The following is a 24,423-nucleotide window of genomic DNA, read 5'->3' as shown; positions in this document are numbered from 1 at the left end:
GCACAGCCACACCCTGGCTATCTGCGCGCCCGGTTTTGCCACAGGCGCCGGGCCAGGCACATGAGGTCACGGTCGCGGAGCTACCCTCCTCAGGGGCGGCCGCCCAGTCGCCCTTGTCCTCGTGCCGGACGGCGGACACGGTCCTCGCCTTCGCCGACCACCTGAGCCTGTTATCCCCTTGCCTCAGCTCAGAGGTGAGCCCGAACCTGATCAAATGAGGTCGGCGTGCCAAGCCGTGTTGCGGGTCAGGTACCGGTAGCCGACCCACTCCTGTGCCAGGCGCTGACCGGCGACCAGGAGGCCGACTGCCTTCGCTCGGTGTGCCGCAGGCATCCACTCGACCAGAGCGCGGGCCTCCCCCTCATTGATGGCCTTCTCCTTGGCACCTCGTGCGCGTCCGAGTGCCAGTAGCGCGCCGTACAGGCGCTCAGTGGGCTGAACTGTTGGAAGGCCCCGCTCGCTGGCCGTCTTGGATGCCGCGCACGGGATGCGGATCCCGCTGAGATCGAGGTCGCCGAAGTAGCGGATCTCCGCGATGCGGTGCTTGGCCGCGAGCGTGTTGACCGAGGCGCGGAATGTGCCGCCGAGCCCCCAGGCGACGTACCCCAGACGGTGGCTGTCGGGGAGGCTGTGCACGAGAGACCACCAGGTGGCCGAGTTCTCGACCACGAGCAGGATGTCTCCGCCGCCGACACGTTGGTAATAGCCGTCCCCGATTTCGGTTAGGAACGTCTCTGCGAGCAGTGGTGGGTGCGTCGTGAACGTGCGCAGCGTCGTGTGTAGCCTGTCGAAGTCGCCGAAAAGAAGCCCCGAGCGCAGAGTGTCGAAGGTCTTCTCCGGCATGGGAAATTCCGCTTCGCTTCCGTATGTCCCGAAGATCTCCAGAGCCCGTTCCCGGAGCGGCACAGGGAAAAGGTCCGGATTACTCATCAGCCAATGGTTGACGGCCACGTAGGCGGAGCGCTGCTTCGAGGTAGCCGTCGGCCATTCCCGGGCGAGCTGATAGAGATCGGGGTGCCAGTGCGGCATGGGCGGTGTGGGGAGTCGCGGGGATGCGGTGGCGCAGAGCCAGATCTTGAGAGGCAGGGGCACTGCGTCCCGGGTGCGTTGTTTCATCTGCTCGATCAGGCCTTGCTCTTCGAGTTCGCCCAAAATCCGCGACATGAGCAGGGGTTCGAATTCGCCGTCCGGATTACGGTTGTTCACCTTTCGGAACGCGATCCAGATATCGTCCAGCATGACGCGCGTCCTGCGTGCGCCGTTCCAGCCGGCTTCGGTTGCACCGGCTCTCAGGTGCCGGATGAATTCACTCTGCCTGTGCTTCACGGGTGTGTCTGTCCTCCGTCTCCCGCTTGAAGATCCTGGTGGTGGTGACGTTGCCCGTGCCGTCCGGCTCTGCGAACTCGTCGAGCTTCTCCTGGACCCGCTCGGTCACGGTCAGGTACTTGCGACCCGCCCGGAGATCGGCGTCGTTGCGCAACCTCAGGATGAGGGGGAAGCGTTTCAGCGTGCCGTCGTCGGACAGCCCTGTGGTGTAGATGAGTTGCACACCCAGTGCCTCGGCGACCTTGCGTTGGAGGGCGAGCAGATAGTCTGCGTTGGCCCGGCCGATCGGGTTGTCGAGGAAGAGGACACCAGAGTGCGTGTCCCTCTCCCTCCCCCGGTTGCTCGCCCGAAGGGCGGCCATGGTGCAGTACAGGAGGATGGCCGCCGTAAGGTGCTGCCCGCCAGAGAAGACATCCTTGATCTCGGAGACTCTGATGCGCTCGTTGCGCAGCACGGCGTCGGGTTTGAGCATGTCGATCCGGAACCCCCTGGGCACCGCTGCCCTCACACCGGCGAGCAGCAACGACATTCCGTCCCTGCGCACAGTCCGCCCATCCGCGGTATGGCCCTTCGCCGCCTGGTCGATGACCTCCCCGATGTGCAGCTGTGCGGTGCCGTCCTGTGCCGGGGTGAAGCGGAAGCGGAGGAATTCCTGAGCGGCCCAGTCGTCCAGGCTCGCCGGCAGCCGTGACATCCGCTGTGCCTGGCGCAACAGGGCCAATGCCTTGTCGACCTTGGCTTTGAGGTTCCGCACGATCAAAGTGCGGTGTCGCTCCGTCTGGTCGATCTCTTCGGACAAGGCGCGCAGGCGCGGTCTGAGAGCGTCGGACCACTCCGTGGCACGGACCGCCACTGTTTCCCAACCCGCGATACGAATCTGTGTCTGTACACGGACGTGCAGGTCTTTGAACTCCTCGGCGCCGGCGTGGTGTGTGAGCCGCTCCGTTGCCGTGCGTAGGGTCTGTTCGTCGGTGCGGGCATTCGTTTCGTGTGTCCTACGTTCCTTGGTCAGCCGGGTGACGAGGTCCTGGGCCGCGTCCGCGTCCCCTTCGTAGGGCGCGATGTCGGCGGCGTTTCCGTCGACATCGGGCATGTCTTGGGTGAACCCGTCGACGATGAATTGGAAGGCATTGGCCGACGACTTGAAACCCTCCAGTTGACGTTCGAGCCGCCTGTGAACTTCCTGTTGGCCCGCCAACTTACGAGCGCTAGAGGTCTGCCGCCGGTCGGCCTCATTGACGGCTTCGGCGCAGGACTCGATATCGGCCGGGTATTTGGGAAGCTCTACTCGGGTCGTGACACGGGCTTCGGCATCGGTGAGTTCGTCCGCACAGCGGGACGCGGCCACTGCCGCGTTCCGCGCCATGGTCTCGGCATCCTGCGCCGCGTGGACTGCGCTCGACAGAGCCGTCGCTCGTGCCGCTTCGTCGGAGCCCTCGGGGCTCCGCAGCAGCCCGGCCGCACTGCTGCGGAGTCTCTCGGAGAGCTTGAAGTAGCCTTGCTTCGCTTTGGCGGCGCGTTCGTTCGCTCGCTCGCGCTCTTCCAACAGGTCGCTCCCGACCTGAACACGGAGATATCGTGCTGCGGCCTGGTCGTATGTGCTCCGCAGCAAGGCTGTGGAGAGTTCAGGAATAGGATCGGAACGGCGAACGTTTTCGCTCCCGGGTAGTTTGGCCCGATCGTCGTTGACGATACGCACGGTGCGCTGGTGCTCGTAGGCTCTGCGTTGATGCTCTGTAACGAGCTTCTGTAGCTCGATGACCTCATCCTCTGCCTTTCCGGCGGCTTCCCGGCGCTCCCGCATCCTCTCTTTCTCGGACGAGGCCCGCTCCGTCCATTCCGACAGGTGGCCGTAGCGGTCGGCGAGTTCCGTGAGACGTAAGAGCCGTTTGGCGAATGAGTCCCGAGACTCACGCAGAGGTGGCAGCTCCTCTTTGATCTTCTGCCGCCGTTCCTGGAGTGCCTCAAGGACTTCCTGGCGTTCGGCTACCTTCGCATCGGCCGCTGTGAGCTCCCGCACCACACCCGCGTGCTCTTCCGTCAGTACGATGATGCTGCCTTCCGGGTAGCGTGTCCGCCAGTCCGTGAGAGCGTAGGTCAGGGTGCCGTCTTGCTCGATGCGGGCCGTCAGCTCTTCGGTACGGGCGGTGTGTACGGCGTGCCGAGCGTCGATGGCCTCGTGCTCGGCGGCCGCCGCGTCCACGTCGTAGAGAGCGGGGTGGGGCGGGATTACCACCTTGACGCCGTCTGTCAATTCAGCCTCGGGGTCGCTGAAGGTCCTGGTTGTCGCAACCGACACGAAGACAGTCGGTTGGGGGCGCAGCGCCGTGAGTACTTCCCGGGCCCGGTCGACGTCTTCGGGATCATGGAGGAGGATGCCTGCGGCCAGGTGCGGCAGTCGCTCCACGATGTCTCGTCGCCGGCTGGCATCAGGGACGGCAGCGAGGTAGCGCCATCCCGGGACCGCAACCACCTTGGCGTCCTCAAGAGCCTTACAGGCGTCGGTGACCACCTGGGCGGGCGGCAGGAGGTCGCCCGCAGCCAGAGCGAGACGCGCCTCTTCGTCGATGGACTCGGCGACCCTCAACTTGGTCCGCTCGCGTTCAGCCTCACGGCGTGCGGTGTTCAATGCCTCCAGGAGCGAGGCGATGTCGCGCTCGAGGTCGATATCCGGCACAGCGAGGAGTGCCACAAGCCGGGCGTCCTTCTCCAAGCGCGCAGCTTGTGTCCGGACCTCGTCCAGACGGGCGGAGAGCTGCCTACGACGCCCCCGCAGATCGCCCTTCTCCGACTCGGCCTTCCGTAACTCGCCCTGTGCGAGGGCCTCTCGGTCTGCGAGTTCCTCCCATTCGTGTTCCAGGTCTGTGACGCGCTGGGCTGTGTTGTCGCGTTCCTCCTGAACGGTCTCCACGGTCCGGGGCAACGCGGCGGCGTCATGCAGCAGACCGTCGCCGACAGCCGCCTTGATGTCCTCGCGCAGACGTGTAATCAGCTGGTCGAATCTGGCGGCCTCGCCTTCGGCCTTTGTGGCGTCCCGGTGCGCCGCGCGAGCACGCTCTTGTGCCGCGCTCTTCTCTTCCTCCCGCGTCGAGACCTGCTTCAGCTCGGTGAAGGCGGTCTGCGCAGCCTCGTCAGCCGTCGCCCACAGGCTGCGCGCCAGGTGGCGGGCCGCGACGTCGCGCTCTTCCAGTGCGGGACGCGCCTTTTCCTCCTCGACGCCGATGAGATCGGTCAATGCCTTGACCTGGGCGATGCTGTCGTCGTACTCATGCACGGTCGATGTCTCTCGCCACGCTTCGACGAGGTCTCGTGCCCGGGACAGTGCCTTCTCCCTCGCAGTCAGCTCTTGCTGAGCCCCCTTGTTCTTCAAGTCGGCGAAATGGCGCCGCAGTTCGGAGTTGATCGATTTGGCTTGTTCGGCATCGCGGGCCAGCTCATCAAGCGCTTCGTGTGACTCGACGAGCATTGCTCGCCGCCCGAGCACTACGTCATGCTCGTTTCGCGTACGTACCCGAAGTCGTCCACCCAGTTCCGCGACATCATGAGCGGCCTGCTCCGCTCGGCGCCGCGACTTCCGAACAGCTTCGGCTCGCTGAGCGATCGGACCCAGGAGATCGAGCGCGCCTGCGACGAACTCCCGCTCGGTGAGAAGCAAACCACGACTGGCGAGCCGCTCCACATGTTCAGTGACCAGCGCCGCCAGATCATCCATCTCATCGGACTTGACGATCGCCCGCAGCAGGAAATCGACGAACTTCACGTCCGAATCAAGCTTGAGCCAGTTCGCCGCTTCACCTTCGTCAACGTTCATCTCCCGTTGATATCGGAAGAGTTCGGGGTCAAGTTCGAGCAGCTGCAGCCGATTCGTCCAGTCGCCCTGATGTCGTGTCCAGTACAGGGCCAGGCTCTGGTCGGCTGCGTACGCCTCCTGGAGCTCGTCCCGGTATGTGTCCAGGCTGCACGACTTTGTGCCGACCGCCATCGGGAGGGTGTGAAGGCTGATCTCGTCACTGGGTTGCAGGCAGTACCAGCGTTCGCGCAGGTTGTCGGAGACTTCGGAGGCGACCTGATTACGCCAGGCCAGCACCTTTCCGGTGAGCAGCAGTTGCCCGGTGAGCGGGTTCATCCACTCCAGAACGATGTGGGCTACGTCCTTGGGCATGACGAACTTCTCCAGGACACGCGTGTTGGTAGTGCCCACGGTGTGGCGACGTCCGGGAAGAACGACGGAGAAGACGAGCTTGAGCAGAACGGACTTGCCGCCCCCGTTCTCCAGCAGGATCAGGCTGGCGGGCGAGGGCCGGTGAGTCGTGGCGGCGGTGTCGAAGAGGGCTCCCTGCTCGGCGCCCACCGGGTGACCAGCACCACTTAGGTCCAGAGTGACGTCGTGGAAACGGGCACCGGCCGGTCCGACTGTTCTCAACCGGACACGGGACAGCTCGTACATGTATGCGGTTCTCCTAGTCGTGCAGCGTCTCGGCGCGGGTGGTGCGGAGCGTCACGTTCCCAGTGATGGGTGGCAGCACCCCGAGTTCGGTCAGTTCCTCGTAGGCGCGTGTGCTGGCAAGTTCACGCACATGGACCTGGTAGCGGTGGGTGGCGAGGAAGATCTTCTCCCCGTCTTCGGAGTCGGCTCTGCCCTGGTGGAACATTCCACGGTCGACAAGGTGCGCAAGAGCTCGGCCGATGAGGGTGCGGGTGGCCGCTGCCCCTGATCGTCCAGCTTTGGTGGGGGCGACTTCGGGCCGACGCTCGTACGCTCGCCAGGCCCTCTCCAGTTCCAGAGCATCGGCCGGTGGATCCTGCGACTCCTCGCTCGCGGCGACGCGTCCCGCCAGCAGCTGGCACACCGATCGCACGAGTCGGTCGATGGACGACACCCGAGCCTTGCCCTGGTAGCCGTCATCGGCCAAGTCCTCGGGCCGGGGGAAGGCCAGGGCCGCGATCGCCAGGTGCGTGATGCCGTAGAGGATGCGCTCGGCCTCCCGGCTCTCCCGCATCCGCACCTGCCGGGCGTATTGGTCCATCCGAGTCTCGAAGGCCGATCCAGGCAACGCGGTGTGTACCATCCCGGCGCGCGTGGTGACCGCGATGACCCTCAGCCCCATTCCCGCCGCATACCGGGTGACGAGGGTCTCGAAGTCCGGATCCTCGGCGTAGCGCTTCACGAGTGCTGCGTAGGAGCTGTCGCGCACAGGTCGGACCTTGGGTCTAAAGCCGTAGCCGATGAGCCTGCCCGCGGCCTCCGCATCGTCGGCGATGGTCTCGATGGTCATGATTGTCCGATGTTCCTCTCCAGACGGTCGCTGTCCAGAGCCTCTCGGTCGAACGCTGCAGACGTCAGCAATAGGTCGTCACCCTCGAACCCTTGACTGTCCAAGGGGGACCCGGCCGATACGGCGAGCAGGACGCGGTCGGCTCCCTCACTCAACGCCGCCCCCAGTTGCGGACTGAAGGCACGCAACGCCAACAGGACTAGTAGGCCCGGAAGTTCTGGATCGAAATCGGCGGCCTCCTCCAGTAGCTCGGACAACGGGCGTGCCTCGTCGACCAGATCGAGCATGGACTCTGCCACACGCTGCTGCTCGTCGGTGTACCCGCGCACTTCCACGACCGGGACGAGTTCCGGCTCTTCCTCCTCACCCGTGAACCGGGCTCGTTCGGGTGACGGAGCGAGTAACGCGGGAACCAGCGTGGCCAGACAGAACTGGTCATCCCCCGTCGGCCCCACGGACTGCTCGTAGAAGGACCGCACCGGGCGGGAGGCATCGACCAGGGTGAGTCCGAGAATCGGTTGAAGGAGGTCGCCGTACACGTCCACCGGAGCTCTGAGGGCGGTGTCGGAGAACTGTTGGCGGTCCTGTTCGTCGAGGAAGAGCGTGCGAGCGCCGCGCAAACGGGTCTGCAGCCGAGTGTGCCGACGGATGCAGTCCTCCACGATGTCGACGAGGTCGGCGGCCTGTCTCCTCCGGACCTGGTCCTCGGACTGGTCACGCTCGGTGGAGACGGACCGGGAGATCGCGGACTCTTCCTTAAGGCGGTGGTCGACGTGGTCAAGAGCCTCGTTAAGGAGGTCTGGTATCTCGTCCGTCCAGTCGACCGTCGTCACATTCCGGCTCGTGGCTTCGAGTTGGGCCCGGATGATCTCCGCGTACTGAATGGTGCGGATACGGGCCTGCTCGGCCACAGCCTTGGCGTCGGCCAACCGTCCCCTGCCGATGAGGTTACGCAACCTCACTTCGGCGGCGATCTGAGCCGATTCCACATCTGTGTCCAACGCACCGACCAGAACGTTCAACGCCTCGTTGGAAGCACGAAGATACAGGTCTCCGTTGCTGTCCGAACGCTCTTCGATCAGCTTGAAGTCCCACTTCCTCAAAGCGTATGCGCCCGCACCGTCCACTTCTCCGTAGAAGCGGCGAAAGCCTCTGTCCGTGTCCCGAACGTTGATCAGGGAGTCGAGCACCCATCCGGCGACACGCATGCGCTCGTCGGCCGGACGCTCAGGCGCCTGCCAGCCGACGAACGCCCCAGCCCTGAGCAGAACCTGTTCGTGATTCGCTCCTGTGTCATAGTCCATCGCGATGGCCACATGGTCGATGATCTGCAGAGCCACCTCGGCCATCTGGTACTGAGCACCGTCCAGCCACGGCAGTTTCGCCTTGCGAATGTCGAGGTCATGCAAGGGCGCCGTGCAGGCCAGGGCCTTGAGCCTGCGCGTGAGCCCTTCGTCGGCCCGTACTTTCCGATCGCCCCCGTGATCAGTCATGGCGTCACTAGACATGTCCGAAGCTGCGGATGCCACCTGATCCACACAGTATGGCGAGAATCGCGGAGGTGCCCCTAGCTCGTGACTGGGAAGTAACTTCTCACCCTATCGGCCCATTTACTGCGGATTTCCTCAACACGAGCCCTCATATTTGCCCATCACCACTCAGAAGACGCCTCGGCATATTGACCGAATCGCGATCTATCGGGAACTCGATGTTCAGGGAAGGTTGAAACGGAGCTTCATCTGAGTGTGCAGCAGTTGATCTTCTGTGAGGCCGGGTTGGGTGAAGTGGGTCGCGTCGCCGTCGTGGATGAGGTAGTCATAGCCGAGCCGGTCGTCACCCGGCTGCGCGCCGGCCAGACCACGCATCCGCAGACCTGGCGTCCACGAGTCCTCGGGTTCGACGCCGAACTGCTTGTACATCATCGCCTCGCCAGGCCCACCGGCAGAGTCTGGTCTTGATCGGTCACAGGGGCCAGGTCAGGTGTGAGCCACCACTCTGTGGAGCCCTATCGGACGTGGAGGCGCGAGGTCGGGGAATCCGAAGGTGCGAGCGCCGCTGCGGATGTCGCGCGCTGTTCCGGAAGCTAACCGCCTCGTCCGCAAAATGAAATCCCCATCGCACCGGCCCGCGGCTGGTGCGAGACGCACGGTATTGCATAAAACTGCGGTGCTGCGTATAGTCATGCCATCGACGAGGAGGGTTCGATGGCGGTACGAGTGGCAGTTGCCGGGGCGAGCGGGTATGCGGGCGGAGAGGTTCTCCGACTGCTTCTCGGGCACCCCGGGGTCGAGATCGGCGCGCTGACCGGGAACTCCAACGCGGGACAGGTCCTGGGGGCGCTCCAGCCCCATCTGACGCCGCTCGCCGAGCGGGTGTTGGAGCCGACCACCGCCGACGTGCTCGCCGGACACGACGTCGTCTTCCTCGCCCTGCCCCACGGACAGTCCGCCGCCGTCGCCGAGCAGCTCGGTGACGAGGTCCTCGTGGTCGACATGGGTGCCGACTTCCGGCTGCTCGACCCCGCCGCATGGGAGCGGTTCTACGCTTCGCCGCACGCCGGGACCTGGCCCTACGGCCTGCCCGAGCTGCCGGGCGCGCGGGCGTCGCTGGCCGGTGCCCGGCGGATCGCGGTGCCCGGCTGCTACCCCACGGCCGTCTCCCTCGCCCTCTTCCCGGCGTACGAGGCCGGACTCGTCGAGCCCGAGGCCGTGATCACCGCCGCTTCCGGCACCTCCGGCGCGGGCAAGGCGCCCAAGCCGCAGTTGCTCGGCTCCGAGGTGATGGGGTCCATGAGCCCGTACGGCGTCGGGGGCACGCACCGGCACACCCCCGAGATGATCCAGAACCTCAGCGCGGTGGCGGGGGAGCCGGTCACCGTCTCCTTCACCCCGACCCTCGCGCCCATGGCCCGCGGCATCCTCGCCACCTGCTCCGCGAAGGCCCGGCCGGGCGTCACGGCGACCGTGGTGCGGGCCGCGTACGAGAAGGCCCTCGCCGACGAGCCGTTCGTCCGTCTCCTGCCCGATGGACAGTGGCCCGCCACCGCATCGGTGCAGGGCTCGAACGCCGTCCACCTCCAGGTCGCGTACGACGAGAGCGCCCGGCGGGTCATCGCGATCAGCGCCATCGACAACCTCACCAAGGGCACCGCGGGTGGTGCCGTGCAGAGCATGAACATCGCCCTCGGGCTCCCCGAGGAGACCGGGCTCTCCACCGTGGGCCTCGCCCCGTGAGCCCCGTACGAAACCCCGTACAGCACCCCGTACGACATCCCGTACCGAGCCCCGCACAGACGGCCGCGGACACGGCGACCGCACAGACCACCGCGGAGACGACCACCGCACAGACGGCGACCGCACCGAGCGAGGAGAAGAAGCAGTGAGCGTCACGGCAGCCAAGGGATTCACGGCGGCGGGCATCGCCGCCGGGCTCAAGGAGAACGGCAACCCGGACCTGGCCCTCGTCGTCAACAACGGACCGCGCCGCGCCGCCGCGGGCGTCTTCACCTCCAACCGCGTCAAGGCCGCCCCCGTCCTCTGGTCGGAGCAGGTCCTCAAGGGCGGCGAGGTCACCGCCGTCGTCCTCAACTCCGGCGGCGCCAACGCCTGCACCGGCCCGCAGGGCTTCCAGGACACCCACGCCACCGCCGAGAAGGCCGCCGAGGTCCTCACGGGCCACAGCGCGGGCGAGATCGCCGTCGCCTCCACCGGCCTCATCGGTCTGCTGCTGCCCATGGACAAGCTGCTGCCCGGGATCGAGCGGGCCGCCGCGGCCCTCTCCGAGCACGGCGGCGAGAAGGCCGCCATCGCGATCAAGACCACCGACACCGTCCACAAGACCGCCGTCCGACAGGGCGATGGCTGGACGGTCGGCGGGATGGCGAAGGGCGCCGGGATGCTCGCGCCCGGCCTGGCCACCATGCTCGTCGTCCTCACCACCGACGCGGACCTCGGCAGCGCCACCCTCGACAAGGCGCTGCGCGACGCCACCTGGCTCACCTTCGACCGGATCGACTCCGACGGCTGCATGTCCACCAACGACACCGTCCTGCTGCTGGCCTCCGGCGCGTCCGGTGTCACCCCGGAGTACGACGCGTTCGCCGAAGCCGTCCGTGGTGTCTGCGACGACCTCGCCCGGCAGCTCATCGGCGACGCCGAAGGCGCGTCCAAGGACATCCGCATCGAGGTCGTCGGCGCCGCATCCGAGGACGACGCCGTCGAGGTCGGTCGTTCCATCGCCCGTAACAACCTGCTGAAGTGCGCCATACACGGCGAGGACCCCAACTGGGGCCGGGTGCTCTCGGCGATCGGCACGACGCGTGCCGCCTTCGAGCCCGACCGGCTCAATGTCGCCATCAACGGCGTCTGGGTCTGTAAGAACGGCAGCGTGGGCGAGGACCGCGATCTCGTCGATATGCGCTACCGCGAGGTACGGATCACCGCCGACCTCTCGGCCGGCTCCGAGTCCGCCGTGATCTGGGCCAATGACCTCACCGCCGATTACGTCCACGAGAACAGCGCGTACAGCTCATGAGCACGCCGACGCGGAAGCACACCGCGCTGCCCAAGGCCCGCATCCTCATCGAGGCGCTGCCCTGGCTGACCCGCCACCACGGCAAGGTCGTCGTGGTGAAGTTCGGCGGCAACGCCATGGTGGACGAGGACCTGAAGGCGGCCTTCGCACAGGACGTCGTCTTCCTGCGGCACGCCGGACTCCGGCCGGTCGTCGTGCACGGCGGCGGCCCCCAGATCAGTGCCCAGCTCGACCGGCACGGCCTGGTCAGCGAGTTCAAGGCGGGTCTGCGGGTCACCACGCCCGAGGCGATGGACGTCGTCCGGATGGTGCTGGCCGGTCAGGTCCAGCGGGAGCTGGTCGGGCTGCTCAACCAGCACGGGCCGTTCGCCGTCGGTCTCACCGGCGAGGACGCGCACACCATCACCGCCACCAAGCATCTGCCGACCATCGACGGCGAGCTGGTCGACATCGGCAGGGTCGGCGAGATCACCAGGATCGACACCGGCGCCGTGGAGGCGCTGCTGGAGGACGGCCGGATCCCGGTCATCTCCTCCATCGCCCGCGCGGAGGACGACGGACATGTCTACAACGTCAATGCTGATACGGCGGCTGCGGCACTCGCTGCGGCGCTGGGCGCGGAAACGCTGATGGTGCTCACCGATGTCGAGGGGCTGTACGAGGACTGGCCCCACAGCGACGAGGTGATCAGCAGGCTCACCGCCACCGAGCTGGAGAAGCTGCTGCCCGATCTCTCCAGCGGCATGGTGCCCAAGATGCAGGGCTGTCTCTTCGCCGTGCGGAACGGCGTCAACACCGCCCGGGTCATCGACGGCCGGGTACCGCACTCCATCCTGCTGGAGATCTTCACCGACGAAGGCATCGGCACGATGGTCGTGCCCGACGGACAACAACCGATCAACAGAGTCGTACGGGGGGAAGCATGACCAACCAGGAGTTCGCCCAGCGCTGGCAGAGCGTCATGGCCGACAACTACGGCACCCCCGGGCTCGCCCTGGTCCGGGGCGAGGGCGCCACCGTCTGGGACGCGGACGGCACCGCGTACACCGACTTCGTCGGCGGGATCGCGGTGAACGCCCTCGGGCACGCCCACCCCGCCGTCGTGGCCGCCGTCTCCCGCCAGATCGCGACCCTCGGCCATGTCTCCAACCTCTACACCGCCGAGGCGCCCGTCGCCCTCGCCGAACGGCTGATCCAGCTCTTCGACCGCCCCGGCCGGGTCTTCTTCTGCAATTCCGGCGCCGAGGCCAACGAAGCCGCCTTCAAGGTCGGCCGGCTGACGGGCCGCCGCCATATGGTCGCCACCGTCGGCGGCTTCCACGGCCGCACCATGGGCGCCCTGGCCCTCACTGGCCAGCCGGGCAAGCGGGAGCCGTTCGAGCCGCTGCCGGGCGATGTCACGCACGTTCCGTACGGGGACGTCGATGCGTTGCGCGCCGCCGTCACCGGGGAGACCGCGCTCGTCATCATCGAGCCGGTCCAGGGCGAGAACGGCGTGGTCGTCCCGCCCGCCGGCTATCTGAAGGCGGCCCGCGAGATCACCCGCGCCACCGGCACCCTGCTCGTCCTGGACGAGGTGCAGACGGGCATCGGGCGGACCGGCCACTGGTTCGCCGCTCAGGCCGAGGGCGTCGAGGCCGATGTGGTCACGCTCGCCAAGGGGCTCGGCGGCGGACTGCCGCTCGGCGCGACCGTCGTCTTCGGCGCCGCCGCCCATCTGCTGCGGCCCGGTCACCACGGCACCACCTTCGGCGGCAACCCCGTCGCGTGCGCCGCCGGACTCGCCGTACTGGACACCCTCGCCGCCCAGGGCACCCTGGACGAGGTCAAGCGGTTGGGGGAGAAGATCCGGGACGGAATCGAATCTCTCGGACACCCCCTGGTCTCCCAGGTCCGTGGCGCGGGACTGTTGCTGGGTATCGTGCTCAACGAGCCCCTCGCGCCGCAGGCGCAGCTCGCGGCTCAGAGCGCCGGCTTCCTGGTGAACGCCCCGGCTCCCGATGTCGTACGGCTGATGCCGCCGCTGATCATCGACGAGGCCGAAGTGGACGCGTTCCTCCAGGCCCTGCCCGGTGTTCTCGACGCGGTGTACGTGAAGAACGGGGAAGGACGATCCGGAGAATGAGACGACGATGACCGAGGCGCAGGACACCGAGCACGGGGGGCCCGCGGTACCGCAGACCCGGATGGCCCGCCACCGTCGGATCGTGGACATCCTCAACCGACAGCCGGTGCGCTCGCAGAGCCAGCTCGCCAGACTCCTCGCGGACAACGGACTGAGCGTCACCCAGGCGACGCTCTCCCGGGACCTCGACGAACTGGGCGCGGTGAAGATCCGCAACACCGGTGGCGAGCTGATCTACGCGGTCCCCAGCGAGGGCGGTTTCCGCACCCCGCAGGCCCCGCTCGGTGAGTCCGCGAAGGAGGAGCGGATGCGCAGGCTCGCCGGGGAGCTGCTGATCTCCGCGGAGGCATCCGCCAATCTGGTGGTCCTGCGGACGCCGCCGGGCGCGGCGCAGTTCCTCGCGTCGGCCATCGACCAGGCCGAGCTGCACGACATCCTCGGCACCATCGCGGGTGACGACACCCTGATGCTGATCAGCCGGGATCCGCTGGGCGGCCAGGCGCTCGCGGACCATCTGCTGCGCCTGGCGCAGAACGACCGCTAGGCCGCCTCAGGGGCGCCCGGTCAAGGCCCCCGTACCCCCCTTGGTGAGGGGGGTGCGGGGGCCGACCCGTACACCCGTCACTCCGTCCGCGGCGGCAGGGGCAGCGGCAGGGCCGGGAGTCCGTCCAGGCTCACCCCCACATGCTCCTTCTTGGCGCAGTAGGCCGCGAATTCGTCGTCCGTCTTCCGTCCGAAGTGCTCGGCGTGCTGGGTGCGCTCCTCCTGGTATGTCATGAACGGCACGGCGAAGCCGCACGCGTCACTGATCCGCCGCGCGTGGACGACGACGATCGCGCGGGCGCTGGGCCCGTCCACCCCGGCGAAGTGCGTGATCAGCGCGGGCCAGCGCGGATCGTCCCGGAAGACCGCCTCGCCGCTCCCGTGCACCCGCAGCACCTTGGGCGGCCCCTCGAAGGCGCACCACATCAGGGTGATCCGGCCGTTCCCGGGCTCCCGTAGATGGGCGACGGTCTCGGCGCCGCTGCCGCCGAAGTCGAGATAGGCCAGGGTCTGCTCGTCGATGACGACGAGGGTGCCCGCGCGGCCCTTGGGGGAGAGGTTCACATGCCCGTCGCCGTCGAGCGGGGCGGTGGCGGTGAAGAAAACAGGCTGCTGCTCGATGAAGTCGCGGATCCGGCCTTCTATGCGTTCATAGCGCTTTCCCATACGGGGATTATCGGCCGCGCCGGGCTCGGGCCCCGGGGGTCCGGGTGGGTGAGGGCGCGGCGGGGGCCACCCCCGACGCGTTGACGAAACATACGGAGGAGTGCATACTTATTCCATCACCGAATGCATCGTTAGGAGAATCCCGTGACCGAGCGCGTCGTACTCGCCTACTCCGGTGGCCTGGACACCTCTGTCGCCATCGGCTGGATCGCCGAGGAGACGGGCGCCGAGGTCATCGCCGTCGCGGTGGACGTCGGCCAGGGCGGCGAGGACCTGGACGTCATCCGCAAGCGCGCGCTCGCCTGCGGTGCCGTCGAGGCCGAGGTCGCCGACGCGAAGGACGAGTTCGCCAACGAGTACTGCCTCCCGGCGATCAAGGCGAACGCCCTCTACATGGACCGGTACCCGTTGGTCTCGGCGCTCTCCCGGCCCACCATCGTCAAGCACCTGGTCGCCGCCGCCCGCAAGCACGGCGCGAGCATCGTTGCCCACGGCTGCACCGGCAAGGGCAATGACCAGGTCCGCTTCGAGGCCGGGATCTCCGCCCTCGGCCCCGACCTGACCTGCATCGCCCCGGTCCGTGACTACGCGATGACCCGGGACAAGGCGATCGCCTTCTGCGAGGCGAAGCAGCTCCCGATCGCGACCACCAAGAAGTCCCCGTACTCCATCGACCAGAACGTCTTCGGCCGGGCCATCGAGACCGGCTTCCTGGAGGACATCTGGAACGCCCCGATCGAGGACATCTACGAGTACACCTCCAACCCCGCCGAGCCCCGCGAGGCCGACGAGGTCGTCATCTCCTTCAAGGCGGGCGTCCCGGTCGCGATCGACGGCAGGCCCGTCTCCGTCCTCCAGGCGATCCAGCAGCTCAACGAGCGGGCCGGCGCGCAGGGCATCGGCCGGATCGACATCGTCGAGGACCGGCTCGTGGGCATCAAGTCCCGTGAGGTGTACGAGGCGCCCGGCGCCATCGCGCTGATCACCGCCCACCAGGAGCTGGAGAACGTCACGGTCGAGCGCGAGCTGGCCCGTTACAAGCGGCAGGTCGAGCAGCGCTGGAGCGAGCTGGTCTACGACGGCCTGTGGTACTCCCCGCTCAAGCGGGCCCTGGACGGTTTCGTGGACGAGGCCAACCAGCATGTGACCGGTGACGTCCGGCTGACGCTGCACGGCGGTCGCGCCGTCGTCACCGGCCGGCGGTCGGAGCAGTCGCTGTACGACTTCAACCTGGCGACCTACGACACCGGCGACACCTTCGACCAGTCGAAGGCGCAGGGCTTCATCGAGATCTTCGGCCTCTCCTCGAAGATCGCCGCCCGGCGCGACCTCGTCTGATCCCTCCCACCCGCACCAAGGCCGCCTCCTCGATCCTCCGTACGACGGGGAGGCGCGGCACATCCACTCATCCGAGGAGCCCGAGCAGTGAGCAGCAACAACGGTGATGTCCGGCTCTGGGGCGGACGGTTCGCGGACGGCCCCGCCGACGCGCTGGCCAAGCTTTCCGCCTCGGTCCACTTCGACTGGCGGCTCGCGCCGTACGACATCGCCGGATCCCGTGCCCACGCCCGGGTGCTCCACACGGCGGGCCTGCTCACCGCGGACGAGCTGACCCGGATGCTCGCCGGGCTCGACCTGCTGGAAGCGGATGTCGCCGACGGTTCCTTCACCGGGACCATCGCCGACGAGGATGTGCACACCGCGCTGGAGCGGGGCCTGCTGGAGCGACTCGGCCCCGACCTCGGCGGCAAGCTGCGGGCCGGTCGTTCCCGCAACGACCAGGTGGCCACCCTCTTCCGGATGTATCTGCGCGACCACGCCCGGATCGTCGGCGGGCTGGTCGCCGAACTCCAGGACGCGCTGGTGGGCCTGGCCGAGGCGCATCCGGCGGTGGCGATGCCGGGCCGTACGCATCTCCAGCACGCCCAGCCGGTGCTCTTCGCCCACCACGTCCTCGCCCACGTACAGGCGTTCTCGCGGGACGCGGAGCGGCTGCGGCAGTGGGACGAGCGGACCGCGGTCTCCCCGTACGGTTCCGGGGCGCTGGCGGGCTCCTCGCTCGGGCTCGACCCCGAGGCGGTCGCCGCCGACCTGGGCTTCGAGCGGGGCTCGGTGGGCAACTCGATCGACGGCACGGCCTCCCGGGACTTCGTCGCGGAGTTCGCCTTCATCACCGCGATGATCGGCATCAATCTGTCGCGGATCGCGGAGGAGATCATCATCTGGAACACGAAGGAGTTCTCCTTCGTCACCCTCCACGACGCCTTCTCCACCGGCTCCTCGATCATGCCGCAGAAGAAGAACCCGGACATCGCCGAACTGGCCCGCGGCAAGTCCGGCCGGCTCATCGGCAACCTCACCGGACTACTGGCGACGCTGAAGGCGCTGCCGCTGGCGTACAACCGGGATCTCCAGGAGGACAAGGAGCCGGTCTTCGACTCCATTGACCAGTTGGAGGTCCTGCTCCCCGCCTTCACCGGGATGATGGCCACGCTCACGGTCAACCGCGCGCGGATGGAGGAGCTGGCCCCGGCCGGCTTCTCGCTCGCCACGGACATCGCGGAGTGGCTGGTGCGCCAGGGTGTGCCGTTCCGGGTCGCGCACGAGGTCGCGGGCGAGTGCGTCAAGGAGTGCGAGGCCCTCGGCATCGAGCTGGACGAGCTGTCGGACGCCCAGTTCGCCAAGATCTCGGAGCATCTGACCCCGGAGGTCCGTACGGTCCTCGACGTCCCCGGGGCGCTGGCCTCCCGCGACGGCCGGGGCGGCACGGCTCCGTCGGCGGTCGCGGTACAGCTCGCGGAGGTCAAGGCCGATCTGGCCGTCCAGCACGACTGGGCGGGCGCCAAGCGCTGACACCCCCGGCTCCCACCCCCCACGCCCGCGAGGCGTGGGGGGTGCTGTCGTGTCCGGGCGTCTCCCGTACCGGGTCTCCCGTGCCGCGTCTGTCGTGTTCTGGCCTCTCCCGTACCGCGCCCACCCACGCCTCGAATGAGCCGGACAGCTAGCTGATGAGACAAAAATGTCTCACTGGGTCTATGGTTGTCTCATGACAGTCGATCGTGAGCAGGTCCTGCGCAGTGCCGCGACCCTGCTCTCCCGCAAAGCCACCGCGACCATGGACGAGGTGGCCAAATCGGCCGGCATCGGCCGGGCCACCCTCCACCGGCACTTCGCCGGCCGGGAGGCCCTGGTGCGTGCGCTGGAGGAGTTCGGGATCAGTGAGTTCGAGCGGGCGCTCGACGCCGCCCGGCTCGACGAGGGCAGCGCGACCGACGCGCTGCGCAGGTTCGTCGCCGGGTCCGAACCGGTCGCGGGCCTGCTCGCCTTCCTCATCACCGAGAACCAGCTCTTCGAGGGCGCCGAGATGCACGACGGCTGGGACAGGATGGACGCCCGGATCGCCGCGCTCTTCCAGCGCGGGCAGAGCGAGGGCGACTTCCGGATCGACCTCACCGCGAACTGGCTCACCGACGCCCTGTACGGCCTGCTCAGCTCGGGCGCCTGGGCCATCCAGAGCGGTCGGGTCGCCGCCAATGACTACTCATTCATGATCGTGGAGCTGCTACTCGGCGGCTGCACCCGACGGAGGACAAACCCGTGACCGGCACCCATCTCACGACCAAGGACCAGGAGACGGTCCCCTCGGCGAGTCGCTGGCTCGCGCTCTCCGTCCTGGTGCTGGCCGTGCTGCTCGTCGCGGTCGACGCCACCGTGCTCGGCCTCGCCACCCCCTTCCTCAGCGAGGACCTCAAGCCCTCCGGCACCCAGCTCCTGTGGATCGGCGACGTCTACTCCTTCGTCATCGCCGGTCTGCTGATCTCCATGGGCAGCCTCGGCGACCGGATCGGCCGCAAGAAGCTGCTGCTGGTCGGCGCCGTCGCCTTCGGCGCGGTCTCCGTGATCAACGCCTACGCCACGAGCCCCGAGATGATGATCGTGGCCCGCGCCCTGCTCGGTGTCGCCGGCGCCACCCTGATGCCGTCCACGCTCGCCCTGATCCGCAACCTCTTCCACGACCCCCGGGAGCGCAGCGTCGCCGTCGGCATCTGGGGTGCCGCGGCCTCCGCCGGCGCCGCCGTGGGTCCCGTCGTCGGTGGTGCCCTGCTGGAGCACTTCTGGTGGGGCTCGGTCTTCCTCATCAATCTGCCGGTCATGGCCGTCCTGGTCGTCGTCGGCATCAAGCTGCTCCCCGAGTCGCGCAACCCGAACCCGGGCCCGTGGGACCTCATCAGCGTCGCCCTCTCCCTGATCGGCATGGTCGCCGTCGTGTACGCGGTGAAGGAGACGGCCGTCCACGGTCCCGGCCCGGTCACGATCGCGGCTGCCGTCATCGGTGTCGGCGCGCTGTTCTGGTTCGTACGGCGCCAGCTCACGCTGCCGTCACCCCTGCTGGATGTGCGGCTCTTCCACAACCGGGGCTTCTCCGGCGCGGTGCTGGCGGATCTGCTGACCATCCTCGGCCTCTCCGGCCTGGTCTTCTTCCTCTCGCAGTTCCTCCAGTTGGTGCAGGGGCGTTCCCCCCTGGAGGCGGGTCTGATCGAGCTGCCCGCCGCGATCGGCGCCGTCGGTGCCGGTCTGATGGCCGGCCGGCTGGCCCGCCGGGCCTCCGTGCGCAGTGCGGTCTCGGCCGGACTGACGGCGGTCGGTCTCGCCCTCGGCGCCTGTGTGCTGCTGACCGCCGAGACCGGGCCGGTCGCCATGGGCCTCGCGCTCTTCCTCGGCGGACTCGGCTCCGGACTCGCCTTCACGGTGACCGCGGACGTCATTCTCTCCAGCGTGCCCAAGGAGCAGGCGGGCGCGGCGTCGGCCGTCTCCGAGACGGCGTACGAGCTGGGCGCGGCGCTCGGTATCGCCCTGCTGGGCTCGCTCGTGACCGGCGTCTACCGGGACTTCACCGTGCCGGCCGGGGTGCCGGCCGATGCGGCGGCGGCCGCCCAGGACTCCCTCGGCGGCGCGACCGAGGCGATCAAGGCGCTTCCGGCGGACCAGGGCGCCGCCCTGCTCTCCTCGGCGCAGAACGCCTTCGCCGAAGGGTTCCACGTCGCCGCCGCGGTCGGCTCGGTGGTGCTGCTGGTGACGGCGGTCGCGGCCTGGTTCCTGCTCAAGGGACAGCGGCTGGAGGACGGCATCGAGCACCCCTGACCGTCACCCCTGACCGGTCGCCCCTGACCGGGTCGCCCTTGGCCGTGCCGGTCCCGCGGGAGCCATGACGAAGGGCCGGGAACCCCGAGCGGGGGTCCCGGCCCTTCGTCGTACCGTCTCTCAGGCCGCCTTCGCCTTCGTGGCGTACATGTCCACGTACTCCTGCCCGGACAGCCGCATGACCTCGGTCATCACCGAGTCCGTGATCGCCCGCAGCACATAGCGGTCACGGCCCATGCCCTCGTACCGGGAGAACTCCATCGGCGCGCCGAAGCGGACCGTCACCCGGCCCGGCCGGGGCAGCCCCGAGCCGCCCGGCTGGAGCTTGTCGGTGCCGATCACCGCGAACGGGACCACGGGCGCGCCCGTCATCAGGGTGAGCCGGGCGATGCCCGTACGTCCCCGGTAGAGCCGGCCGTCGGGGGAGCGGGTGCCCTCGGGGTAGATGCCGAAGACCCTGCCGTCCTCCAGCATCCGGCGGCCCGTGTTCAGCGCGGCCACCGCGCCGTTCGCGCCGTCCCGGTCCACCGGGATCATGCCGACGCCGGTGAAGAACCAGGCCATCACCTTGCCCTTGATCCCCTTGCCCGTGACGTACTCGTCCTTGCCGATGAAGTACACCGGGCGCGGGCACGCCAGCGGCATGATCATGGAGTCGATGAAGGTGAGGTGGTTCCCGGCGAGGATGACGGGACCGGAGCCCGGAATGTTCTCGACCCCTTCCACGCGCGCACGGAACATCAGGCGCAGAAACGGTCCTAGAACGGCCCTGATGAGGGACAAGCGGGACAACGGGTCCTCCGGTGTCGTGGACGGACGGCGGTGGTCGGCGACCTGCGCGCGGCTCCGCGCCACCCGTTACCAGATACGGCGAAGTCTGTGCAGGTGAGGACGATACTCGCGGCACGCGTCCGATCGCACATCGGGTTCACGTTCCGGATGCGCGGTGTTGACATGAGTTCGCGTCACGTTCGCGCGGGAGCCGCCCCGGGTCTTCCCGGCGGCAGGGATCGGTCCCTAGCGTCGGGCATCGCCTGACAGGTGCGGAAGAGCACGGGGCAGCATCGGGAGGAGCTTCGATGACACAGGGCACGGACAGCGGTCCGGGACGGCGGACGGTACTGGGGGCGGCGGCGCTCTCCACGGCCGCGATCGGCGTCGGCGGTGGAGCCGCACCGGCCGCCGCCGGGGAGCGGCCGGGCGACGGGCGGGGAGCACCCGGCGGGGGGTACCGGGAGCTGCCGCACCCCACGGTGATCGCCCACCGGGGCGCCAGCGGCTACCGGCCCGAGCACACCATCGGCGCGTACCAGCTCGCCCTCGACATGGGCGCGCACGTCGTCGAACAGGATCTGGTCCCCACCAGGGACGGCCATCTCGTCTGCCGTCACGAGAACGACATCACCGGGACCACGGACGTCGCCGACCACCCGGAGTTCGCCTCCCGGAGAACGACGAAGAAGATCGACGGCACTTCGATCACCGGCTGGTTCACCGAGGACTTCACCCTCGCCGAGCTGAAGACGCTGCGCGCCAAGGAGCGCATCCCCGGTGTCCGGCGCGACAACACGCTGTACGACGGCCGCTGGACGATCCCCTCCTTCGACGAGGTGCTGCGCTGGGCCGAACGGGAAGGACGCCGCCGGGGGCGCCCGGTCTGGCTGCATGTCGAGACCAAGCACCCCACCTACTTCCGTGGCATCGGTCTCGGACTTGAGGAGCCGCTGGCCCGGCTGCTGCGCCGGTACGGCCGGGACCGTCGCGATGCGCCGGTCTTCCTCCAGTCCTTCGAGCCGAGCAGTGTGCGGCGGCTGTCCCGGCTGGTCTCCGCGCCGGGCGTCGTGCTGCTCGACGCGGCCGGCACCCGGCCCTGGGACTTCGTCGCCACGGGTGACCCGCGCACGGTCGACGATCTGGTCGCGCCGCGCGGGCTGGCGTGGATCGCCTCCTTCGCCCGGGGCATCGGCCCGACGCTGAACCTGATCATCCCGAAGGACGCGGCCGGCCGGCTCGGCGAGCCGACGACCCTGGTCCGGGACGCCCACCGCAAGGGGCTGATAGTCCACCCGTACACCCTCCGCAACGAGAATGCCTTCCTGCCCGCCGACTTCCGGCGGGATGACGACGCCACCGTCCCGGGCATCGATCCGAACGGGTACGGCGATGTCTTCGGTGCCTTCCGGCGCTACTTCGAGACGGGCATCGACGGCATCTTCACGGACCATCCGGACACGGGCCTCCTCGCCGCCGCCGACTTCCGGGACTGAACGGCCGGCTCGCCGGGGGGTATCGGGGCCGCGGGCGGGGCGCACGGTGTACGGGTGCCTCCGGGGCGCGCGCTGCTCCGGCACCGCGCGCCGCCCCACCACTCCGCCACTCCGGCGCCGCCGCACGTTCACCCGTACGGGTGAATGGAGCTTCGTACGGCAACCGCCCCCGCACGGCGGTTCGTCCCGCCAGGCATGACGCTTCCCGCGGACCTCTCCGACCGGCTGGTCAGGGAGCTGCGTCCGCTCGTGGCCGCGGAGGCGACCGCCGAGGCGCCCGGTGCCGGAGCGGAGGCGGCGGACCTCGAACAAGCCGTGTGGGTTCGACTGTTCGAACATCTGGACCGATCGGGCCCGCCGTCCGACGCGGCCCGCTGGGTGCGGTCCGCCGTCCGCGCCGAGGCCCGCCGCGCCCGCCGTGTCACGGCCCGCGAGCGCCCCTTGGGCGCCGGCCCGCCCGCCGACCCCGAACGGGATCCGGAACGCGCCGCGCTCAGGGCCGAACGGAGTCACGCCCTCTGGGCCGCCGTGGCCCGGACTCCCGGTGGCTGCCCCCGGTTGTTGACTGCGATGTTGTCGCCGAATGACCCCACTTACCGTGAAATCGCAGGAGCGTTGGGAATCTCACAAGGAAGTCTGGGCCCCATGCGTTCCCGTTGCCTGGGATGCCTGCGCAGAATGCTCCCGACGGAGGTTGCGGCTCCTGAACATGGGGGAATGGAGCGATAGACAACCGGAGCGAAACAGGTGAGCGGGAGGAATGCGCGCATGGGCATGAGCGTGACGATCTCAGCGGCGAGAGCACAGGATGCGGAACACATCCTCAAGCTTCAGTATCTGTGCTACCAGACCGAGGCTGAGCTCTACGGCGACTACGCGATCGAGCCCCTCACCCAGTCACTTGACGATCTGTGCGCCGAGATCACCCGTGGTCCCGCCCTGGTGGCCCGGCTCGGTGACGAGGTCGTCGCGTCCGTCCGGGGCAGGGTGGACGAGGACGGCACGGCCAGGATCGCCAAGCTGATCGTGCATCCCCGGATGCGCCGGCACGGTCTCGGCGGACGGCTGCTCGACGCGATCGAGGACCATTTCGTCACGGAGCCGGCCGCGCAGCGGTTCCAGCTCTTCACCGGTCACCGCAGCGAGGGCAATCTCCGGCTCTACCGCAGCCGGGGCTATGTACCGGTCGCCAGTGAGCAGGTCGGCCCGAGACTGACGATCGTCACCCTGGAGAAGGAGACCGTGACCCTCGGCGCCTTCGCGGCGAGCGCCTAGACCGGCCGCTGCGGAGTCTTCGGAGCCTTCGTCGCGCGGGGCCGGGGCTGGTCCGGCCGCTCCTCGCGGGCGCGGCGCAGCCACAGCATCCCGGTGACCGGCAGTAGCACCGGGATGAAGAGGTAGCCCATCCCGTACTCCGACCAGACCGTGGAGTCGGGGAAGGCGGACGGCTCCAGCACCGTCCAGGTGCCGACGATCAGTACCCCGGCCAGCTCGGCGGCGCAGCACACCAGCGCCGCCCTGCGGGCCGTCTCCCCGCCCCGTACCAGGGTGTACGTGATGAACGCGTACACCACGGCGGCGACGGCGGAGAGGGTGTGGGCGAGCGGGGCGCTGCCGAAGTCGGTGAGGATCTGGTAGACGGAGCGGGAGACCGCGCCGACCGACATCACCCCGTACAGCCAGACCAGCAGCACCCCGGGGCCCTGGACCAGCCGGGTGCCGCGCTGCCGCTTCTCCTCGGTGACGGACTCGGACACCGTCAGCCTCCCCAGATCTCGTAGAGCCGTACTTCGAGTACGGCGAGGACCACCGCACCGGCCGCCACGGTCGCCGAGCCCCAGCGGGTCCGCTCCGCGAGTGAGAGGAAACCGGCGGCCGGGACCGAGGCGAACGCGCCGATCAGATAGACGACGAACGTGGTCGCGCCGGCGTGCGGCTCCTCGCCGCGCGCGAGCTGCGTGATGCCCACCACCAGTTGCGCCAGTGCCAGCAACGACACCACGGCCATGCCGATGAAGTGCCAGTCCTTGGTCGGTTGGTCCCGGTAGGCGGCGAAACCGCACCAGGCGGCGAGGGCGAGCGCGGCCACACCGACCGCGACCGTCAGGGCGTCAAGCATGGCCCCGAGACTATTACGGGCCGGGGCGCCCGGTGCGCGCGGCCCCGGCTGGCGAAGGTGCCCCCCGCCGGCGTGGGCGATCGTGGCCTTGGCCACAGCAGGCGGGTGCGCCGACCCGGTCCCACCCCCGGTCCGTACGGTATCCGCGCAGGTCAGCCGGGGAACGGGCGGAGGTGCCCGGGCCGGCGACGATGTCCGAATGCCGAATAACGGCCGTCCGCTATTCGGACAGGGTTGATCGCGCGACCGAACGGTCTGCTTTACTGGCCGACATGACCACGACGAGCAGCCGCATCCTTGCGACCGAGGCGATCACGACGCCCGGTGCTCGTTGTATGTGTCGAATGCGCGCCTTCTGAGGGTCCCTGCCTGTGCCTCACGCCCCGAAGTGAGACCGCGCAGACGCCGTGTCCGCTGATCCGGACC

General features: G+C 68.5%; 22 protein-coding genes. 13 read left to right on the top strand and 9 right to left on the bottom strand.

The genetic code is table 11. From position 1 onward, the window contains the following. Positions 1-210: 210 nt before the first annotated feature. From ACH4S7_RS26110 to ACH4S7_RS26090, 5 genes are all read right to left on the bottom strand, one after another. Positions 211-1,326 carry a hypothetical protein gene (locus ACH4S7_RS26110; RefSeq protein ID WP_398523722.1) on the bottom strand — a complete coding sequence of 372 codons (1,116 nt, stop codon included), beginning with the start codon at positions 1,324-1,326 and terminating at the stop codon, positions 211-213. Next, the gene (locus tag ACH4S7_RS26105) at positions 1,307-5,773 is read right to left on the bottom strand and encodes a hypothetical protein (protein WP_398523721.1); all 4,467 of its coding nucleotides are present in this window, start codon (positions 5,771-5,773) and stop codon (positions 1,307-1,309) included. Before ACH4S7_RS26105 ends, ACH4S7_RS26110 begins: the two co-directional genes overlap by 20 nt. Before the next feature lie 13 nt (positions 5,774-5,786). Beyond that, positions 5,787-6,602, bottom strand: coding sequence for a hypothetical protein (locus ACH4S7_RS26100; protein WP_398523720.1), 816 nt, complete (start codon positions 6,600-6,602; stop codon positions 5,787-5,789). Beyond that, a complete protein-coding gene (locus ACH4S7_RS26095; protein WP_398523719.1) occupies positions 6,599-8,095 on the bottom strand; it encodes a hypothetical protein in 1,497 nt (498 codons plus the stop codon). The genes ACH4S7_RS26100 and ACH4S7_RS26095 overlap by 4 nt, the downstream gene beginning before the upstream one ends. A 219-nt stretch (positions 8,096-8,314) precedes the next feature. Continuing rightward, positions 8,315-8,524: a hypothetical protein gene (locus tag ACH4S7_RS26090; protein WP_398523718.1), complete on the bottom strand. Its 210-nt coding sequence runs from the start codon at positions 8,522-8,524 to the stop codon at positions 8,315-8,317. Positions 8,525-8,806: 282 nt separating this feature from the next. On the opposite strand from ACH4S7_RS26090, the gene argC reads away from it, so the two are divergent. From argC to ACH4S7_RS26060, 6 genes are read left to right on the top strand one after another with little or no spacing between them, the layout of a single operon-like run. After that, the gene (gene argC / locus ACH4S7_RS26085) at positions 8,807-9,835 is read left to right on the top strand and encodes an N-acetyl-gamma-glutamyl-phosphate reductase (RefSeq protein WP_398523717.1); all 1,029 of its coding nucleotides are present in this window, start codon (positions 8,807-8,809) and stop codon (positions 9,833-9,835) included. Continuing rightward, positions 9,832-9,984, top strand: coding sequence for a hypothetical protein (locus ACH4S7_RS26080; protein WP_398523716.1), 153 nt, complete (start codon positions 9,832-9,834; stop codon positions 9,982-9,984). The genes argC and ACH4S7_RS26080 overlap by 4 nt, the downstream gene beginning before the upstream one ends. Continuing rightward, positions 9,981-11,135, top strand: a complete 1,155-nt coding sequence (argJ, locus tag ACH4S7_RS26075) for a bifunctional glutamate N-acetyltransferase/amino-acid acetyltransferase ArgJ (RefSeq protein ID WP_398523715.1) — start codon at positions 9,981-9,983, stop codon at positions 11,133-11,135. Before ACH4S7_RS26080 ends, argJ begins: the two co-directional genes overlap by 4 nt. After that, on the top strand, positions 11,132-12,061 hold the full coding sequence (gene argB / locus ACH4S7_RS26070) for an acetylglutamate kinase (RefSeq protein WP_398523714.1): 930 nt from the start codon (positions 11,132-11,134) through the stop codon (positions 12,059-12,061). The genes argJ and argB overlap by 4 nt, the downstream gene beginning before the upstream one ends. Then, positions 12,058-13,260 (top strand): acetylornithine transaminase, encoded by a 1,203-nt coding sequence (locus ACH4S7_RS26065; protein WP_398523713.1) that lies wholly within the window; start codon positions 12,058-12,060, stop codon positions 13,258-13,260. Before argB ends, ACH4S7_RS26065 begins: the two co-directional genes overlap by 4 nt. Positions 13,261-13,267: 7 nt before the next feature. Continuing rightward, a complete protein-coding gene (locus tag ACH4S7_RS26060; protein ID WP_398523712.1) occupies positions 13,268-13,804 on the top strand; it encodes an arginine repressor in 537 nt (178 codons plus the stop codon). Positions 13,805-13,881: 77 nt separating this feature from the next. Here ACH4S7_RS26060 and ACH4S7_RS26055 read toward each other — a convergent pair whose 3' ends face one another. Beyond that, positions 13,882-14,469 carry a pyridoxamine 5'-phosphate oxidase family protein gene (locus ACH4S7_RS26055; RefSeq protein ID WP_398523711.1) on the bottom strand — a complete coding sequence of 196 codons (588 nt, stop codon included), beginning with the start codon at positions 14,467-14,469 and terminating at the stop codon, positions 13,882-13,884. Positions 14,470-14,613: 144 nt separating this feature from the next. Between ACH4S7_RS26055 and ACH4S7_RS26050 the strand changes: the two genes are divergently transcribed. From ACH4S7_RS26050 to ACH4S7_RS26035, 4 genes are all read left to right on the top strand, one after another. Next, positions 14,614-15,807: an argininosuccinate synthase gene (locus ACH4S7_RS26050; RefSeq protein WP_398523710.1), complete on the top strand. Its 1,194-nt coding sequence runs from the start codon at positions 14,614-14,616 to the stop codon at positions 15,805-15,807. 87 nt (positions 15,808-15,894) lie between these two features. Further along, a complete protein-coding gene (gene argH, locus ACH4S7_RS26045) occupies positions 15,895-17,322 on the top strand; it encodes an argininosuccinate lyase (RefSeq protein ID WP_398523709.1) in 1,428 nt (475 codons plus the stop codon). A 193-nt stretch (positions 17,323-17,515) separates the two neighbouring features. Then, positions 17,516-18,070, top strand: coding sequence for a TetR/AcrR family transcriptional regulator (locus tag ACH4S7_RS26040; protein WP_398523708.1), 555 nt, complete (start codon positions 17,516-17,518; stop codon positions 18,068-18,070). After that, positions 18,067-19,611 carry an MFS transporter gene (locus tag ACH4S7_RS26035; RefSeq protein WP_398523707.1) on the top strand — a complete coding sequence of 515 codons (1,545 nt, stop codon included), beginning with the start codon at positions 18,067-18,069 and terminating at the stop codon, positions 19,609-19,611. The genes ACH4S7_RS26040 and ACH4S7_RS26035 overlap by 4 nt, the downstream gene beginning before the upstream one ends. A gap of 120 nt (positions 19,612-19,731) precedes the next feature. On the opposite strand, the gene ACH4S7_RS26030 is transcribed toward ACH4S7_RS26035, so the two are convergent. Continuing rightward, a complete protein-coding gene (locus ACH4S7_RS26030) occupies positions 19,732-20,394 on the bottom strand; it encodes a lysophospholipid acyltransferase family protein (RefSeq protein ID WP_398523706.1) in 663 nt (220 codons plus the stop codon). A 296-nt stretch (positions 20,395-20,690) separates the two neighbouring features. Here ACH4S7_RS26030 and ACH4S7_RS26025 point away from each other — a divergent pair, with 296 nt between their 5' ends. The 3 genes from ACH4S7_RS26025 to ACH4S7_RS26015 all read left to right on the top strand — a co-directional run bounded on the left by ACH4S7_RS26025 (position 20,691) and on the right by ACH4S7_RS26015 (position 23,153). Then, positions 20,691-21,878 (top strand): glycerophosphodiester phosphodiesterase, encoded by a 1,188-nt coding sequence (locus ACH4S7_RS26025; RefSeq protein WP_398523705.1) that lies wholly within the window; start codon positions 20,691-20,693, stop codon positions 21,876-21,878. Between the two features lie 195 nt (positions 21,879-22,073). Then, positions 22,074-22,607, top strand: coding sequence for a sigma factor (locus ACH4S7_RS26020; RefSeq protein WP_398523704.1), 534 nt, complete (start codon positions 22,074-22,076; stop codon positions 22,605-22,607). 39 nt (positions 22,608-22,646) lie between these two features. After that, entirely contained in the window at positions 22,647-23,153 is a 507-nt protein-coding gene (locus ACH4S7_RS26015) for a GNAT family N-acetyltransferase (RefSeq protein WP_398523703.1), read from the top strand. Here ACH4S7_RS26015 and ACH4S7_RS26010 read toward each other — a convergent pair. Both ACH4S7_RS26010 and ACH4S7_RS26005 read right to left on the bottom strand, forming a co-directional pair. After that, entirely contained in the window at positions 23,150-23,635 is a 486-nt protein-coding gene (locus ACH4S7_RS26010; RefSeq protein ID WP_398523702.1) for a hypothetical protein, read from the bottom strand. The two genes, ACH4S7_RS26015 and ACH4S7_RS26010, sit on opposite strands and share 4 nt — an antisense overlap. Positions 23,636-23,637: 2 nt before the next feature. Then, positions 23,638-23,997: a hypothetical protein gene (locus ACH4S7_RS26005; RefSeq protein ID WP_398523701.1), complete on the bottom strand. Its 360-nt coding sequence runs from the start codon at positions 23,995-23,997 to the stop codon at positions 23,638-23,640. Positions 23,998-24,423 lie beyond the last annotated feature (426 nt).

This window comes from Streptomyces sp. NPDC020965 (genome assembly GCF_044333555.1).
In the GTDB taxonomy this organism is placed as follows: domain Bacteria; phylum Actinomycetota; class Actinomycetes; order Streptomycetales; family Streptomycetaceae; genus Streptomyces.
The sequence above is the reverse complement of the archived record's forward strand: the minus strand, read 5'-3'. Positions and strand labels throughout refer to the sequence as shown.

What these genes read in the sequence shown, in the direction of transcription:
- ACH4S7_RS26005 (WP_398523701.1), bottom strand. Translation starts at nt 23,997, where the DNA reads ATGCTTGACGCCCTGACGGTCGCGGTCGGTGTGGCCGCGCTCGCCCTC.
- ACH4S7_RS26020 (WP_398523704.1), top strand. Translation starts at nt 22,074, where the DNA reads ATGACGCTTCCCGCGGACCTCTCCGACCGGCTGGTCAGGGAGCTGCGT.
- ACH4S7_RS26015 (WP_398523703.1), top strand. Translation starts at nt 22,647, where the DNA reads ATGGGCATGAGCGTGACGATCTCAGCGGCGAGAGCACAGGATGCGGAA.
- ACH4S7_RS26105 (WP_398523721.1), bottom strand. Translation starts at nt 5,773, where the DNA reads ATGTACGAGCTGTCCCGTGTCCGGTTGAGAACAGTCGGACCGGCCGGT.
- argB (WP_398523714.1), top strand. Translation starts at nt 11,132, where the DNA reads ATGAGCACGCCGACGCGGAAGCACACCGCGCTGCCCAAGGCCCGCATC.
- ACH4S7_RS26040 (WP_398523708.1), top strand. Translation starts at nt 17,516, where the DNA reads ATGACAGTCGATCGTGAGCAGGTCCTGCGCAGTGCCGCGACCCTGCTC.
- ACH4S7_RS26055 (WP_398523711.1), bottom strand. Translation starts at nt 14,469, where the DNA reads ATGGGAAAGCGCTATGAACGCATAGAAGGCCGGATCCGCGACTTCATC.
- ACH4S7_RS26100 (WP_398523720.1), bottom strand. Translation starts at nt 6,602, where the DNA reads ATGACCATCGAGACCATCGCCGACGATGCGGAGGCCGCGGGCAGGCTC.
- ACH4S7_RS26065 (WP_398523713.1), top strand. Translation starts at nt 12,058, where the DNA reads ATGACCAACCAGGAGTTCGCCCAGCGCTGGCAGAGCGTCATGGCCGAC.
- ACH4S7_RS26095 (WP_398523719.1), bottom strand. Translation starts at nt 8,095, where the DNA reads ATGACTGATCACGGGGGCGATCGGAAAGTACGGGCCGACGAAGGGCTC.
- argC (WP_398523717.1), top strand. Translation starts at nt 8,807, where the DNA reads ATGGCGGTACGAGTGGCAGTTGCCGGGGCGAGCGGGTATGCGGGCGGA.
- ACH4S7_RS26025 (WP_398523705.1), top strand. Translation starts at nt 20,691, where the DNA reads ATGACACAGGGCACGGACAGCGGTCCGGGACGGCGGACGGTACTGGGG.
- ACH4S7_RS26090 (WP_398523718.1), bottom strand. Translation starts at nt 8,524, where the DNA reads ATGATGTACAAGCAGTTCGGCGTCGAACCCGAGGACTCGTGGACGCCA.
- ACH4S7_RS26060 (WP_398523712.1), top strand. Translation starts at nt 13,268, where the DNA reads ATGACCGAGGCGCAGGACACCGAGCACGGGGGGCCCGCGGTACCGCAG.